Origin of the sequence: Peribacillus deserti, assembly GCF_002863585.1 — a bacterium.
Taxonomy (GTDB): domain Bacteria; phylum Bacillota; class Bacilli; order Bacillales; family DSM-1321; genus Paraperibacillus; species Paraperibacillus deserti_A.
The window spans coordinates 36,488-50,476 of record NZ_PGUY01000062.1; the positions used below are offsets into that span (position 1 = coordinate 36,488).

A 13,989-nucleotide genomic window follows, 5' to 3' on the forward strand; every position below is an offset into this window, starting at 1 on the left:
AACTTTCTGAATTATGATAAAATTACTATATCCCTGGACTCTCTCATATGAATACGGGAGAGTCCCTTTTTTGCAATTTATCCTGCTTCAGGGAAGGAGAAAGGAAATGCTGATCAAAAGCTGTAAGGGGTATGAATTAGAGAAAGAATTGCCAAATACATCTGAAGATTTCTTCAACAGGTCAGAGATTGCTTACCGGGAGAATGGAAAGGATAAAACACTGCATATCCTCTATTTACGCTTTTTTGAAGAAAAAATGAGCAGCATCTCCCCATTTGCAAGTGATCCCGTTTTTACTTCAAGGGGTCAGGAGATTTTTTTTCGGGATCTTGTCGGATTCATTTCTCTTATTAAAAATCCGGAGTACCGCGAAAGAAAAAGGGTATATATGAACAACGAAAAAGATTTTGCTTCTCTATTCAAGGATGTTGACTTTGATAAACTTCCGTCCGCATTCGAAGAAATGATAGATGGCGGATATGAATTGCGGTCACCTAAGGACTTCATTATGGTGCATAACTGAAGTCAAAAGATAGGCCAGCAGACGAGTGATAGCAGTCAGACGTCGGTTTAAAAACAGGTGAGTGATTCAAAAGTTAAGATGATACAACAATTAAATTCCAAACAGCCCGAGAGCAGCACGCTTCTCGTTTTGATACAAAGTCGTTAATTTTTTGAGGAGGTTACATAAATGGCAAACACGATCATTCAAACCCAGATGGAAGATGTTAAGAGGTTTCTAGAATCAACCGTTACCCAGGTGGAGGATTTTTTAAACTCAGCCACTCTTCAAACTCTTCAGGCAGAAACATCTGGAGATGAACTCTACTATAAGAGCCTGCTTTCAAATATCCGAAAATTAGCTGTATATAGCGAGGAAAATTTGGAGGCATGTAAAATTGTTCTTAATAATGATGTTTTCCATAAAGCAGCCGCAGAAAAGATTCTTTACAGAGTCTATCATCAGGTGATCGAAGAATTCTTTTCACCAAAAACAGATGCCTGGTATGAAGACAGCCGCTCAGCCTATACCGGCAGAAATTCGATAAAGCTGAGGGGAGAAGCGCCACAAAGCATTTCGACGCTGATGAAAACACTTGAGTCAGGTTTTCAGGCAGTTCGGGAAGAACTGGAATTCTACGAAACGGATTACCGGACAAAAATGATTCAATCGAATTAAGATTTAACAGCGTCATGTCTCCAGCAGCTTTATGATGGCCAGTTCCGGCCAAAATTAATCAAGAGCTTTCCTTACAAAAAGGTGAGCTCTTTTTGTGTTTTTATCAGCATAACCGGGCACTTCCTACACATACGATTACTAATGGAGGTGTACGAAAATGTCTCACTTATCTCAATATGCGGCGGATGTCTCTCTGTGGATCAAGGCTATTTTTGACAGTGAAGCAGGCAGGGCAGTGATATCCGATCCAGCTGTTTATGATTTAGCGAATAATGTTAAAGAATTAGCCATAAGACTTGAAGCCAGTGAACCTGCCCACGAAGATATCAAAGAACTTCAGCGTAGAGCGGATATGCTGTCTGTAAGATTAAAAGCCGTACAGAATCACAAAGTTTCTGTTCCAATCGGACAGCATAAGCTTCCTCCGCTCCCCTATGCGTATAATTCCCTGGAGCCGGTGATCAGTGAGGAAATCATGCGGCTGCATCATGATAAACACCACAAGGCATACGTAGACGGATTAAATAAGGCAGAGAAGATGATGGAACAGGCGAGAAGAACAAGTGATTTTTCCCTGCTGAAACATTGGGAAAAAGAAGCAGCCTTCCACGGTTCCGGCCACTATCTTCATACTATATTCTGGGAGATCATGAACCCAAAGGGAGGAGGCAGGCCTACCGGAGCGCTTCTGCGACAGATAGAAAAAGACTTCGGTTCTTTTGACGCATTTAAGAAGCATTTCAGTGAAGCGGCTAAACAAGTAGAGGGAGTCGGCTGGGCACTGCTTGTCTGGTCAGCCCGCTCTAGAAAATTAGAAATCTTACAATCCGAGTTTCATATGAATCTTACACAATGGGACACCATCCCCCTCCTCGTTCTGGATGTGTGGGAGCATGCCTATTATCTTCAATATAAAAATAACCGCCCTGAATATGTTGAAAACTGGTGGAAGGTTGTTTATTGGCCAAATGTGGAGTACAGGCTGGCCCGGGCAAAGCAGGTACAGTGGACTCCGTTTTAACATTAAAAGCGGAAAGCGGTGCCTTCTGGAAGGAAACAGATAAAAAGATCAATGAAGCAGACATTTTTTTAAGGGAGTTACCTTCATGGAAGGTAGAGACCCGACAAGCATAAGACGAGCAGGCTGTGAGAAGTGTTTTCCTTCTCATAGACTGATTGGCTTATGTCTCGAGGGTCTCAGCTTGGAGCTGGACAAACCCGAAAAGCGGAGAACGGTGCTTTTCATATAGTCTTTAATAGTAAGAACCATGATGATCCTAAACTAACCAAATACAATAACATTAAATGAAAAGCAGACACCTGAAAGGCATAAGACGAGCGGCAGCGAAAGGCCGCTTTTGCCTTTTGATGGCGATGGGCTTATGACCGAAGGTGTCAGTTCGCAGCTGGACAAACTTGAAAAGCGTAAAGCGGTGCCTTCCCGAAGAAAATTAATCAAAGATCAATGAAACAGACAAATATAGGATGAAGTAAAATACTGGGAAGGCAGAAACCCGATAAAGAAGACTTGCTGATTGGCGAACGTGAGTGAAGCCAGAAGCGTAGTCGCACTTATGCGTTAGCTAAGAATAAGACGAGGAGCCCTTGGGGAGTGCTGTTCTCCCCGAGGGATGCTTGGCTTATGTCTCGAGGGTCTCAGCTTGGAGCTGGACAAAGCCGAAAAGCGGGAAGCGGTGCCTTCCTAAAGGGAACTGATAACGAGCGAGATCAATGGAGCAGACATTTTTTTAATGAAGTAACCTTCATGGAAGGCAGAGACCCGATAAAGAAGACTTGCTGATTGGCGAACGTGAGTGAAGCCAGAAGCGTAGTCGCACTTATGCGTTAGCTAAGCATAAGACGAGGAGCCCTTGGGGAGTACTGTTTTCCCCGAGGCAGGTTTTTCTTGAAAAACAGCTATTTTATAAGAAGAATTACGGATTTTTACTGTTTTTTTATTTTGGCAGGTGAAAAGAGCACCGCTACCTTAAATTTTTATATCGTTTGATTAGCAATTAGAAGATTTTTTATTTTTCTGAAATGATTTATGCTTAAGTTTTCGGAGTTTATGCTTACCTTTTTGACACTTATGCTTAAGTTTTCCAACTTTATGATTATGTTTGGCGGTTTTATGCTGATTCTGGTGATATGTATGCTTATCCTAAGGAGCTTATGCTTACCCGTTGGGGCTTATGCTTATTCCATGTGGTTTATGCTTATACCAGCACGACAAGCATAATTAACAGACAGTTTTTCTTCCAGGGGACCTATAGGCTTTAACTTAGGTTCAGCATAGAGCTGGAAAATCACCATTCTTTTTTCCGTCATTTAAGCGCCTCTTTCAAATCGCCGGTCAGCATAATCATGCTGTCCTTTTTTTGTATCAATTTTTATAGGCTGGCTCTTCCCCTTTCACAGTGTAAGAGCGGAGCCCAGCATCAAGAATACCATCCCTGCATTTTGAAAGGTTGTCCGCGTATAGATATTCTCCTTCGGCGTTCGCTTATGTAATTGTCATAACCCTTGTCCTTCAGCATAAACTTGTACAAAACGTAAAAGGGGACGGTCGTTAACATGAGTGTTTTATATAAATCAGTTATTTTTGCTTTTATACTCGTTCTTATCTCCTCAACCTTTCCATCGGGAGCCAGAGGGGCCGGTGTGTCCGTCAGCGCGGAAAGTGCCGTGTTAATGGAACAGGAAAGCGGCAGGATCCTTTTTGAAAAAGACCCTCATGAGAAAAGGCGGATAGCCAGCATCACTAAGATTATGACCGCCTTGCTGGCCATTGAATCCGGAAAAATGAAGAAAGACGTCACTATAAGCAGTTTTGCGGCTGGTACTGAAGGGTCTTCATTGTATTTAAAGCCAGGCCAGAAGATGAAACTTGAGGACCTGGTATATGGACTAATGCTGCGGTCCGGCAATGATGCCGGGGTTGCTATAGCTGAATATGTGGGAGGAAGTGTGGAGGGCTTCGCTTATTTAATGAATAAAAAAGCGGAGGAACTAGGAATGGAGGATTCGAACTTTACGAATCCACATGGACTGGATAATACCCGGAACCATTATTCTTCTGCCTATGATATGGCACTGCTGACTAGGTACGCCATGAAGTTCAGTGAGTATAGGAAAATCACCGGGACCAAGGTCCATAAGGCGCCGAATCCAAATGAAAATTGGGATTATACCTGGAGAAATAAAAACAGACTTTTAACCCAGCTGTATAAGTACTGCACGGGCGGAAAGACAGGCTATACCAAACTGGCAAAACGGACACTGGTGACCACTGCGGAAAAAGACGGGTTGAAACTGATCGCCGTTACATTAAATGATGGAGACGACTGGGACGACCATAAGAATCTTTATGAACATGCTTTCTCTGATTACCAGCTCACTGAATTATTGGCTGAAGGCAGAATCGGAAAAATAAAAAATAAAGTATATCAAGGAAAGATATATGCTAAAAACGGTTTCCAATATCCGCTTACCGAAGAAGAATCCTCACAAATTACATCTAAGCTGAAATTATTAAAGCCGAAGGATGACTGGGAAAGTGGGAAAGATATCCCTGACATTGTCGGTAAAAAGGTCTTTTATCTAGATGGCGAAGAAATAGGGAGCCGCAATATTTTTTATGGGAAGTATCACGAAGAACTAAAGGAATCGTGGATTCAGACCTGGAAAAATGTCTTTCTGACTGCGATAGGCATCCGGCATGGTTAATTATATCTGGGTAGGCATGACGCTGATAGGCATCGTTTATGCTATGTTTAACGGAACCATGGAGCAGGTGAACGAAGCCGTTTTTAAAAGTGCGAAGGAAGCCGTTACTTTATGTATCGGTCTCATGAGTATCCTGGTCTTCTGGCTTGGAATCATGAAGGTAGCAGAAGATTCAAAGCTGCTGGAAAAGGTTTCGCTTATAACCAAACCAGTAGTGAAAAGGCTTTTCCCGGAAGTACCGAGCAGCCATCCTGCCATGGGCTATATTGTTTCCAATATTATGGCCAATATGTTTGGGCTGGGTAATGCAGCTACTCCGCTAGGGATCAAAGCTATGGAACAGCTGAAAAAGTTAAATGGCAATAAAACGTCGGCCAGCCGGTCTATGATTACATTTCTTGCTATCAATACTTCAAGTATTACATTAATCCCTACCACTGTGATAGCCATCCGGATGAACTATCATGCTTCTTCCCCTACAGACATTGTTTTTCCGACTTTAATCGCTACGTTCATTTCTGCAATAGGCGGGATATTAATTGATAGATACTTTTATTATCGAAGGAAGCGAAAAGGGAGGGAGTAAGCATGCAGTATCTTAATGTAATCTCCTTGTGGATGATTCCGGTTTTAATTGGATTTATTCTGCTTTATGCAACCTATAAAAAGGTGCCAGCATATGAGAGCTTTGTTGAGGGCGGCAAAGAAGGGATAGGCATGGCGTTTTCGATCATTCCGTTCCTTGTCGGAATGCTGGTGGCTATATCGATATTCCGCGCTTCAGGAGCACTCGATGCTTTTGTTAATTGGGTGAAACCGGTGTTTGACATGATCGGGGTCCCGTCTGAAATCCTGCCGCTTGCCATCATCAGGCCGATTTCCGGAAACGCAGCACTGGGAATGACAAGCGATCTTATCTCAGTATATGGCCCCGATTCCTTCATCGGCAGGCTGGCTGCAACCATTCAGGGCAGTACAGATACGACCTTTTATGTATTGACTGTTTATTTCGGAGCGGTCGGAATAAAAAGAATGGGTGACGCTTTGAAGGTTGGGCTCCTTGCAGATTTAGTCGGCATTACGGCAGCCATTATTGTCGTGGTCTACTTTTTTGGATATTAACAAAAGGCTATAGCTTATGCGGGCATTTTGTGATTAGAATTGGCACATGAAATATCCTGCGGGAAACGCTTGCTTGCAAGGGAGGCCGCGCAGTCTTAACGTCCTTTGGAGCCCCGGAAGGCCCGCATGTTATGTTGAGAGGCAGCATGCTCCTCATTTTATTGCTGCAATTAACTGGCATGGCTGAAAAGCTTATAAAAAGAGAACTAATCAAAGCGGATTCAATGACTTGTTCAGGTGGTGAATAAAGTCCCGGGAATCCGCTTTGTTTTTTTCGGTAAATATGTCATAATTGTGTATCGCTTGTTTTAGAGATTTTTGTCGAAGTATGATGTAAAGGGTGAATTATTAATGGAGCGTTTACAAAAAGTCATTGCTCATTCTGGTGTTGCTTCAAGAAGGCATGCCGAGCAGTTAATTTTAGATGGGAAAGTGAAGGTCAACGGAAAAATCGTAAGAGAATTAGGTACAAAAGTAGGCCCCAATGACGATGTCGAGGTTAATGAAGTTCCGCTGGTGAAGGAAGTCCCAGTTTATTTTCTGCACTATAAAGAAAGAGGTGTCATCTCTGCAGTCAGTGATGATAAAGGCAGGAAGACCGTAACAGATTATTTCCCGGAAGTGGAAGAACGCATTTATCCAATCGGCAGACTTGACTACGATACTTCCGGTCTGCTTCTGTTGACGAATGATGGAGAATTCGCCAACCTCCTTATGCACCCAAGAAATGAAGTGGAAAAGGTATATGTAGCGAAGATTAAAGGGATCTTGTTCAGAGAAAATGTTCGGAAGCTTGAACGAGGAATTAAACTTGAGGATGGGATGACTGCACCTGCAAAGATGAAAGTCCTATCTGCTGATAAAAAGAAAAATACCACCATCGTAGAAATAACTATTCACGAAGGTAAAAATCGCCAGGTGCGCAGAATGTTCGAAGCTGTGGGGCATCCCGTTATAAAGCTGAAACGCGAACGATATGCTTCTTTAGATCTCAGCGGCCTACAGCCTGGTGATTCGAGAGAACTGACTCCTCATGAAGTAAAGCAGCTGAGAACGCTTGCGCAGAGTCCGGGCAAAAAGTAAAACGTTGTCACAAACAATTCAAATAATTATAAAAAGCCGTTATAGGATAATGGTATAATTTTTTGGGAGCAATCTTTAACTAGGGGGGAAAGGTATGGCAAAAAAACAGCGGCTAGTTATGAGGACCGTGATTTTACTAGTACTCGCGGCAGCCTTGGTTTATGCATTATATGCCAACCTGACTAAAGCAGATCAAGACAAAGTTGAAATGAATTCAGAAGCGCCTAACTTTGTTTTGACTGATATGAATGGTACAAAACACAAGCTTTCAGATTATAAAGGGCAGGGTGTTGTCTTGAACTTCTGGGGAACATGGTGCAAACCTTGTGAAAAAGAAATGCCCTATATGGACAGCCAATACGAAGAATTTAAGGATAAGGGTGTTCAAATCCTTGCTGTGAATGTCGGCGAATCAAATTATTCAGTTGAACAATTTGTGGATAAGTATGCCCTTGATTTTCCTGTGCTCATTGACAAAAAAAGCGAAGTGCAAAATGCCTATAAGGTCGACCCGCTTCCAGTAACCTTCTTGATTAATAAAGAGGGCAAAGTAGTCGATCAAATGACCGGAAGTCTGACAGAAGCGGAAATACGCGGATTCATGAACAGAATTAAACCTTGACTAGGGAGTTTTACAAATGAAAGAAGTTAAATGCGAATGCGGCCACATAAACCCGGTGGGGACAGCATTATGTGAAGCATGCGGCAGAGTGGTTGGCGAAGAAGCCGAAAGCAGTAAGCTCCTGGATATGCGCTATGAAGCAAGCCCAAGACGGTCGCAACATTATAACAAAACATTCATAGATAAAATCTGGAGCTTTTTTTCTTCTGTAAAAGTAGGTGTCTGGCTCATCGTCATTACCCTGGTTGCATCGGCTCTCGGAACGATATTTCCTCAGGAAATGTACATCCCGCCAAACATTCCGGCAGCTGACTACTATAAGGATGAATATGGGTCTCTCGGTAAGCTGTATTATCAGCTTGGGTTTCATAACCTCTACAGTTCATGGTGGTATTTGATATTAATCGCCTCTATTGGAATCTCACTCGTTATCTGCAGCTTAGACCGTGTAATTCCGCTCTATAAAGCTTTAAAGAATCAAAGGACGGCTCCTCGTGAAGGCTTTCTGAAGAGGCAGCGCTTATTTGGCATAACAGAAACTAATAGAGACATAGACTTTGAGGGCATTCGAACAAAACTTAGGTCTAAAAGATATTCCGTTAAAGAAGAAAATGGGAGTATCCTTGCTGAGAAGAATCGTTTCTCCAGGTGGGGCCCATACGTAAATCATATAGGTCTTATTATTTTCTTATTTGGTGGTCTGCTGCGTTTTGTACCCGGCATGTATGTGGATGAAGTGGTATGGGTGCGTGAGGGAGAAACCATCGAGGTGCCCGGAACCAGCGGACAGTACTATGTGAAAAACGAAAAATTCATCCGCCAGCTCTATGATAAGCAAAAGGACGATCAGGTGTTTAATGATGCACTGAAAAAGAATCCTACTGTGATCAAGAACTTTCAAACAAATGCGGTGCTGTATGAAAAGAAGGGGAATACGCTTCCAGGAGAACAGCCCGAACTGAAAAAAGTCGAATCGCACAGCATTCAAGTAAACAAACCTATGAAATATGAAGATTTCGCCTTTTATCAGACAGATTACAAGCTGGATGAAATGCATGAAATGAAATTTAAATTGATCGATAAAAAGACTCAGGAAAGCTTTGGTAAGCTGACTGTCGATTTATACGACCCCAAAAAGAAATATGATTTAGGCAAAGGCTATTCAGTTGAGCTTTTAAACTATTTTCCTGATTTTGAGTTTGATGAAAATAGTGAGCCTATAACTAAATCGAGAATTCCAAACAATCCAGCTTTTGTCTTTAACATGATTACGCCGGATAAGCCAAAAGGCGAAGCAAGCTTTGTAGCCATCCAGCAGACAATCGAACCTACGGGGAACAATAAATACAAGCTGGCTTTTGATGGCATTGAGACTCAGAACGTATCGGGGCTTACCATTAGAAAAGATATGACTCTATGGTTTCTAGCCATCGGAGGAGCCATTTTCATGATAGGCGTCATTCAAGGTGCATACTGGAATCACCGCCGAATCTGGCTTCAGAAGAAAAATGGACAAGTATGGATCGCTGCCCATACGAATAAAAACTGGTTCGGCTTCAAAAGGGAAATCAGCTCTGTTCTAGAGGGAACTTCTCTGACAGAACCGGCCGATCAGCTTAACGAGAAGTCCTAAAGGGGGAGGCAGCAAAGTGGTTCAATTAAGCAGTAATCTTTTATACATTGCGTTCATTTTATATTTAATCGCCACCTTTTTCTTTGCAGGTTCAATAAAGATTAGAAAAGATAAAGAAGAAAAAAAGACGAACAGATGGTCTTTTATCGGTATTGTTATCACGCTGATAGGATTCGCTTCACAGGTTGGGTATTTTATCACCAGATGGATAGCTGGCGGGCATGCTCCTGTAAGTAATCTTTTCGAATTCACTACGTTCTTCGGAATGATGCTGGTTGCCGCTTTCATTATCATTTACTTTATCTATAAAACTTCGGTTCTAGGAGTCTTTACCCTCCCGGTAGCATTACTTGTGATCGCATATGCAAGCATGTTTCCAAGAGATATTACTCCACTAATCCCGGCTCTTCAAAGCGACTGGCTGCATATTCACGTCACAACGGCTGCAGCAGGAGAAGCCATTTTAGCAATCAGCTTTGCGGCGGGATTGATCTATTTGATTAAGTTTGTAGATCAAACGAAGAGCAGTAAACGGACTTTCTGGCTTGAGGCAACTTTATTCGGCCTGATTGCAACCCTTGGTTTCATTCTTGTATCTACCTCATTTTCCCTCTCGGACTATGAATCAAAATTCAATTGGGTTGACAAGAGAGGTCAGGAAGCGGAAGCCGTTTATCATATGCCTGCTCTCATCGGCCCGCATCAGTATGAAACACTAACAGATGGTTCCTTTCAGCCGCTGGCAGAGGTACCTGCTTTAATCAATGCGATGAAGCTCAATACATTTATCTGGTCCGTATTAGCCGGTATCATATTATACCTTCTTATCCGTTTGATTTTCAGAAAGCGTGTTGCTGCCTTACTTCAACCGCTTGTAAGAAAAATCGACCTGAATCTGGTTGATGAAATTGGCTACCGTTCTGTTTTAATCGGATTTCCCATTTTTACTCTTGGCGCCTTGATTTTTGCTATGATATGGGCTCAGATGGCCTGGACTAGATTCTGGGGCTGGGATCCTAAAGAAGTTTGGGCCTTAGTAACTTTTCTTTTTTACGCCGCTTTTCTGCATTTGCGGCTTTCTAAAGGCTGGCACGGAGAAAAATCAGCCTGGCTTGCTGTGATAGGGTTTGTTATTATCATGTTTAATCTGGTTGCCGTAAACCTAATTATCGCCGGCCTGCACTCTTATGCATAACAGACAACCCCGTTGAAATACGGGGTTTTTTATATAGGGATTTTTTGAACAGCAGCCCATTTTTGTGAAATGTAAGAAGCAATAATAAGGGGTAGAAGATATAATTAAAAATCTATTGGGAGATGTGTTATAGCTTCAAGGAGTACCGCTATCGCAAACAGACCGTTTTTCTACTATAATAAAAGAAACAGCACTTAGCAGGACTCTCATAATACATAATCTTGCTTTTTCAGGTGAAGGAGCATTTAAATAGGGGGCTTTAAAGTGGAAAAGGAATACCGAATCCTTGTTGTAGATGATGAAGAAAGAATACGGCGCTTGCTTAAAATGTATCTGGAAAGAGAAGGATACCTTATTGAAGAAGCTGCCGATGGCATAACTGCGTTAGATATGGCTATTGAAAAAGATTATGACCTCATCTTGCTGGATATCATGATGCCTGGCAAAGACGGGGTTGAAGTGTGCAGAGAGCTGAGGGAGAAAAAGTCAACCCCGATTATCATGCTGACTGCCAAGGGAGAAGAAATGAACCGCGTACAAGGGTTTGAAGCGGGAACAGACGATTATATCGTGAAGCCATTCAGTCCCCGTGAAGTGGTGCTGAGGGTGAAAGCACTGCTTAGAAGAGCTTCAAGCACAAGCTTCATTCAAACGGAAACGTCCACTAAGGATATTATCGTTTTTCGCCACTTAACGATTGATAATGACGCCCACCGTGTAACCGCTGATAACATGGAAGTGACTCTGACACCTAAAGAGTATGAACTCCTTTATTTTCTGGCCAAATCTCCTGATAAAGTATTTGACCGTGAGCAATTACTGAAGGAAGTATGGCATTACGAGTTTTTTGGAGACTTAAGGACAGTGGATACCCATGTGAAAAGACTGCGGGAAAAATTGAACAAGGTTTCAGAAAATGCCGCGAAAATGATTGTAACGGTATGGGGAGTAGGCTATAAATTCGAGGTAGTAAATGAATGATACTTTGGAGAAGTGTAGTAGGAAAGCTGTGGGTGACCATATTACTTTTAGTGTCCTTCGTATTGTTCATTCTCACTGTATTACTGTTGGAGTTCTTTCAAAATTATCATAAAAATGAGATAGAACAGCAGCTTTCGGCGACTGCGAGCAGGATTGTGACAATCCTCCATCAGCATGAAGATATGGACACAGCATTAAAAATTTCATCCGAGCTGATGGGTAAAGCAACAAAAGTAATTGTCATTGAGGATAAGACTCACGATTTTGCCTCCGAGAACATCAGCCGGCCATCAGCCATGATTTCTTTCATAAGAAACAATCCACAGCTGTCGAATGTGATAAAAGACCAAAAGCGCATTAATCAGCAGATGGAGCTTCCGGCAAGTACAGATGGACGATCATCGACAGGCATTATTGTAGGGGTGCCCGTCACACTGAACGGAGAAAAAGGGGCAGTATTTTTATTTCAATCCTTGGAGGCAATGGAAGCTACTGTACGTTCCACTACCAAGTTTATCTGGCTGGCTGCTGGTGTAGCGGCCATATTGACTACCATATTTGCCTTCTTCCTCTCGACCCGGATTACCGCTCCGCTCAGGAAAATGAGGGAAGCTGCCTTCGAAGTAGCACGGGGCAAATTTGATACCAAAGTGCCAATCCTGACTCATGATGAAATCGGAGAACTGGCAACGGCTTTTAACCAAATGGGGAAACAGCTCAAGTTTAACCTGAATGCCCTGAGCCAGGAAAAGGAAAGTCTTGCCAGTATACTAAGCAGTATGGCAGATGGAGTGATCACATTTAATCGAGACGGGACCATTTTGACCTCCAATCCTCCGGCGGAGCGCTTTCTTCAATACTGGTACAAAGAAAAAGGATTTATACAGGGAAGCCATGAAGCGGTACCTTCAGTCCTGATGAATCTTTTTGAGCAGTCTGAGGAATTTGAAAGCGAACAGGTAGGTGAAATAGCGCTTCAAAATCATTACTGGGTGCTGATTGTCAGTCCTCTCTATAATAATAAGTCGATCCGCGGAGCAGTTGCAGTCTTGAGAGATATGACAGAAGAACGCAGCTTAGAGAAGCTGCGGAAAGATTTCATTGCGAACGTCTCCCATGAACTCAGAACACCGATTGCCATGCTGCAGGGCTACAGTGAGGCAATCATCGATGATATTGGAACAGAAGAAGACAAGAAAGAGATGGCTCAGGTGATTTATGAAGAATCATTACGAATGGGCCGCCTGGTTAACGACCTTCTCGACCTCGCACGGATGGAAGCAGGCCACATATCCCTGAATTATGAAAAGGTCCATATTTCATCCTATCTGAAACGGGTCGCCCATAAGTTCCAGGGACTCGCAAAGGAAAAAAACATTTCGATAACTGTAGACATTACAGAAACCGAATCAGAGTATTCCTTTGATCCGGATAAAATAGAACAAGTTTTAACGAACCTGATAGACAATGCCATCAGGCATACACCTGAAGGCGGTTCTGTGAAAATCGTCCAAAGCAGCAATGCGAACAAAGGACTTCTCATAAAGGTCCAGGATTCCGGCTCGGGCATTCCAAAGGAAGACCTCCCATTCGTATTCGAACGCTTCTATAAAGCCGACAAAGCCCGTACCAGAGGCCGGTCAGGCACAGGACTGGGACTTGCCATTGCCCAAAACATCATCCGGTCCCACGACGGAAATATTACCGTCACCAGCGAACTCGGCAAAGGAACGACATTTTACATCAATATCCCACGAAAAATGCAAGAAATAAGTTAAAAAACACAGGAACCCTGCCGATAAATCTTGTTACCCGTGGAACACCGAAAAGCGGAAAGCGGTGCCTTTCACCTCAAAATTTTTTAAGGGCAGAATGTTGAAGGCTTCTTTTTAAGACAACCAATCAATATAGAAAGGCAGAGACCCGACAAGCATAAGACGAGGAGCCCTTGGGGAGTGGGGTTCTCCCCGAGGGATGCTTGGCTTATGACTCGAGGGTCTCAGCTTGGAGCTGGACAACAACGAAAAGCGCAGAACGGTGCCTTTCGCTAAATAATTGCTAAAGAGCAGAATGTAGAAGGTACCTTACAGAAACACACAAATGCTGTAGAAAGGCAGCCATCCGATAAAGAAGACTTGCTGATTGGCGAGCAATAGCGAAGACAGAAGCATAGTCGCCCTTATGCGAAAGCCAAGCATAAGGCGAGCAGTCCGTGGGAAGCGACCTTCTTCCCATGGACTGTTTGACTTATGACTCGAGGATGGCAGTTCGGAGCTGGACAACACCGAAAAGCGGAAAGCGGTGCCTTTCACCTCAAAATTCTTAAGGGCAGAATGTTGAAGGCATCTTTTTAATACAACGAATCTATATAGAAAGGCAGAGACCCGATAAAGAAGACTTGCTGATTGGCGAGCAACAGCGAGGACAGAAGCTTAGTTGCCCTTATG

The 13,989-nt window shown here is 42.9% G+C and carries 14 protein-coding genes; 13 read left to right on the forward strand and 1 reads right to left on the reverse strand.

Annotation, left to right across the window (positions count from 1 at the left end):
• The first annotated feature begins 106 nt into the window (after positions 1–106).
• The 4 genes from CUU66_RS18815 to CUU66_RS24375 all read left to right on the forward strand — a co-directional run bounded on the left by CUU66_RS18815 (position 107) and on the right by CUU66_RS24375 (position 2,981).
• Positions 107–523, forward strand: a complete 417-nt coding sequence (locus tag CUU66_RS18815) for a hypothetical protein (protein WP_101645084.1) — start codon at positions 107–109, stop codon at positions 521–523.
• A gap of 168 nt (positions 524–691) precedes the next feature.
• Positions 692–1,180, forward strand: coding sequence for a DUF3907 family protein (locus CUU66_RS18820; RefSeq protein WP_101644947.1), 489 nt, complete (start codon positions 692–694; stop codon positions 1,178–1,180).
• 157 nt (positions 1,181–1,337) lie between these two features.
• Complete coding sequence (locus tag CUU66_RS18825) at positions 1,338–2,201, forward strand: superoxide dismutase (protein ID WP_101644948.1); 864 nt, start codon at positions 1,338–1,340, stop codon at positions 2,199–2,201.
• A gap of 621 nt (positions 2,202–2,822) precedes the next feature.
• Positions 2,823–2,981: a hypothetical protein gene (locus CUU66_RS24375; protein ID WP_180955353.1), complete on the forward strand. Its 159-nt coding sequence runs from the start codon at positions 2,823–2,825 to the stop codon at positions 2,979–2,981.
• Between the two features lie 395 nt (positions 2,982–3,376).
• On the opposite strand, the gene CUU66_RS25045 is transcribed toward CUU66_RS24375, so the two are convergent.
• Positions 3,377–3,508, reverse strand: a complete 132-nt coding sequence (locus CUU66_RS25045) for a hypothetical protein (RefSeq protein WP_257968065.1) — start codon at positions 3,506–3,508, stop codon at positions 3,377–3,379.
• A gap of 246 nt (positions 3,509–3,754) precedes the next feature.
• Here CUU66_RS25045 and CUU66_RS18835 point away from each other — a divergent pair, with 246 nt between their 5' ends.
• From CUU66_RS18835 to CUU66_RS18875, 9 genes are all read left to right on the forward strand, one after another.
• Complete coding sequence (locus tag CUU66_RS18835) at positions 3,755–4,906, forward strand: D-alanyl-D-alanine carboxypeptidase family protein (RefSeq protein WP_101644950.1); 1,152 nt, start codon at positions 3,755–3,757, stop codon at positions 4,904–4,906.
• On the forward strand, positions 4,899–5,492 hold the full coding sequence (locus tag CUU66_RS18840; RefSeq protein WP_101644951.1) for a nucleoside recognition domain-containing protein: 594 nt from the start codon (positions 4,899–4,901) through the stop codon (positions 5,490–5,492). The genes CUU66_RS18835 and CUU66_RS18840 overlap by 8 nt, the downstream gene beginning before the upstream one ends.
• Before the next feature lie 2 nt (positions 5,493–5,494).
• Complete coding sequence (locus CUU66_RS18845) at positions 5,495–6,028, forward strand: spore maturation protein (RefSeq protein WP_101644952.1); 534 nt, start codon at positions 5,495–5,497, stop codon at positions 6,026–6,028.
• 351 nt (positions 6,029–6,379) lie between these two features.
• Positions 6,380–7,111, forward strand: a complete 732-nt coding sequence (locus CUU66_RS18850) for a pseudouridine synthase (protein ID WP_101644953.1) — start codon at positions 6,380–6,382, stop codon at positions 7,109–7,111.
• Between the two features lie 94 nt (positions 7,112–7,205).
• The gene (resA, locus tag CUU66_RS18855; RefSeq protein ID WP_101644954.1) at positions 7,206–7,733 is read left to right on the forward strand and encodes a thiol-disulfide oxidoreductase ResA; all 528 of its coding nucleotides are present in this window, start codon (positions 7,206–7,208) and stop codon (positions 7,731–7,733) included.
• Between the two features lie 16 nt (positions 7,734–7,749).
• The gene (gene resB / locus CUU66_RS18860) at positions 7,750–9,366 is read left to right on the forward strand and encodes a cytochrome c biogenesis protein ResB (RefSeq protein WP_101644955.1); all 1,617 of its coding nucleotides are present in this window, start codon (positions 7,750–7,752) and stop codon (positions 9,364–9,366) included.
• Positions 9,367–9,382: 16 nt separating this feature from the next.
• A complete protein-coding gene (gene ccsB / locus CUU66_RS18865) occupies positions 9,383–10,561 on the forward strand; it encodes a c-type cytochrome biogenesis protein CcsB (protein WP_101644956.1) in 1,179 nt (392 codons plus the stop codon).
• A gap of 264 nt (positions 10,562–10,825) precedes the next feature.
• Positions 10,826–11,542, forward strand: coding sequence for a response regulator transcription factor (locus CUU66_RS18870; RefSeq protein ID WP_101644957.1), 717 nt, complete (start codon positions 10,826–10,828; stop codon positions 11,540–11,542).
• Positions 11,539–13,320, forward strand: coding sequence for an ATP-binding protein (locus CUU66_RS18875; protein ID WP_101644958.1), 1,782 nt, complete (start codon positions 11,539–11,541; stop codon positions 13,318–13,320). The genes CUU66_RS18870 and CUU66_RS18875 overlap by 4 nt, the downstream gene beginning before the upstream one ends.
• Positions 13,321–13,989 lie beyond the last annotated feature (669 nt).

Excerpts from the sequence above, each read along its gene's own strand:
- CUU66_RS18815 (WP_101645084.1), top strand. The coding sequence starts at position 107 with ATGCTGATCAAAAGCTGTAAGGGGTATGAATTAGAGAAAGAATTGCCA.
- CUU66_RS18820 (WP_101644947.1), top strand. The coding sequence starts at position 692 with ATGGCAAACACGATCATTCAAACCCAGATGGAAGATGTTAAGAGGTTT.
- CUU66_RS18825 (WP_101644948.1), top strand. The coding sequence starts at position 1,338 with ATGTCTCACTTATCTCAATATGCGGCGGATGTCTCTCTGTGGATCAAG.
- CUU66_RS24375 (WP_180955353.1), top strand. The coding sequence starts at position 2,823 with ATGTCTCGAGGGTCTCAGCTTGGAGCTGGACAAAGCCGAAAAGCGGGA.
- CUU66_RS25045 (WP_257968065.1), bottom strand. The coding sequence starts at position 3,508 with ATGACGGAAAAAAGAATGGTGATTTTCCAGCTCTATGCTGAACCTAAG.
- CUU66_RS18835 (WP_101644950.1), top strand. The coding sequence starts at position 3,755 with ATGAGTGTTTTATATAAATCAGTTATTTTTGCTTTTATACTCGTTCTT.
- CUU66_RS18840 (WP_101644951.1), top strand. The coding sequence starts at position 4,899 with ATGGTTAATTATATCTGGGTAGGCATGACGCTGATAGGCATCGTTTAT.
- CUU66_RS18845 (WP_101644952.1), top strand. The coding sequence starts at position 5,495 with ATGCAGTATCTTAATGTAATCTCCTTGTGGATGATTCCGGTTTTAATT.
- CUU66_RS18850 (WP_101644953.1), top strand. The coding sequence starts at position 6,380 with ATGGAGCGTTTACAAAAAGTCATTGCTCATTCTGGTGTTGCTTCAAGA.
- resA (WP_101644954.1), top strand. The coding sequence starts at position 7,206 with ATGGCAAAAAAACAGCGGCTAGTTATGAGGACCGTGATTTTACTAGTA.
- resB (WP_101644955.1), top strand. The coding sequence starts at position 7,750 with ATGAAAGAAGTTAAATGCGAATGCGGCCACATAAACCCGGTGGGGACA.
- CUU66_RS18875 (WP_101644958.1), top strand. The coding sequence starts at position 11,539 with ATGATACTTTGGAGAAGTGTAGTAGGAAAGCTGTGGGTGACCATATTA.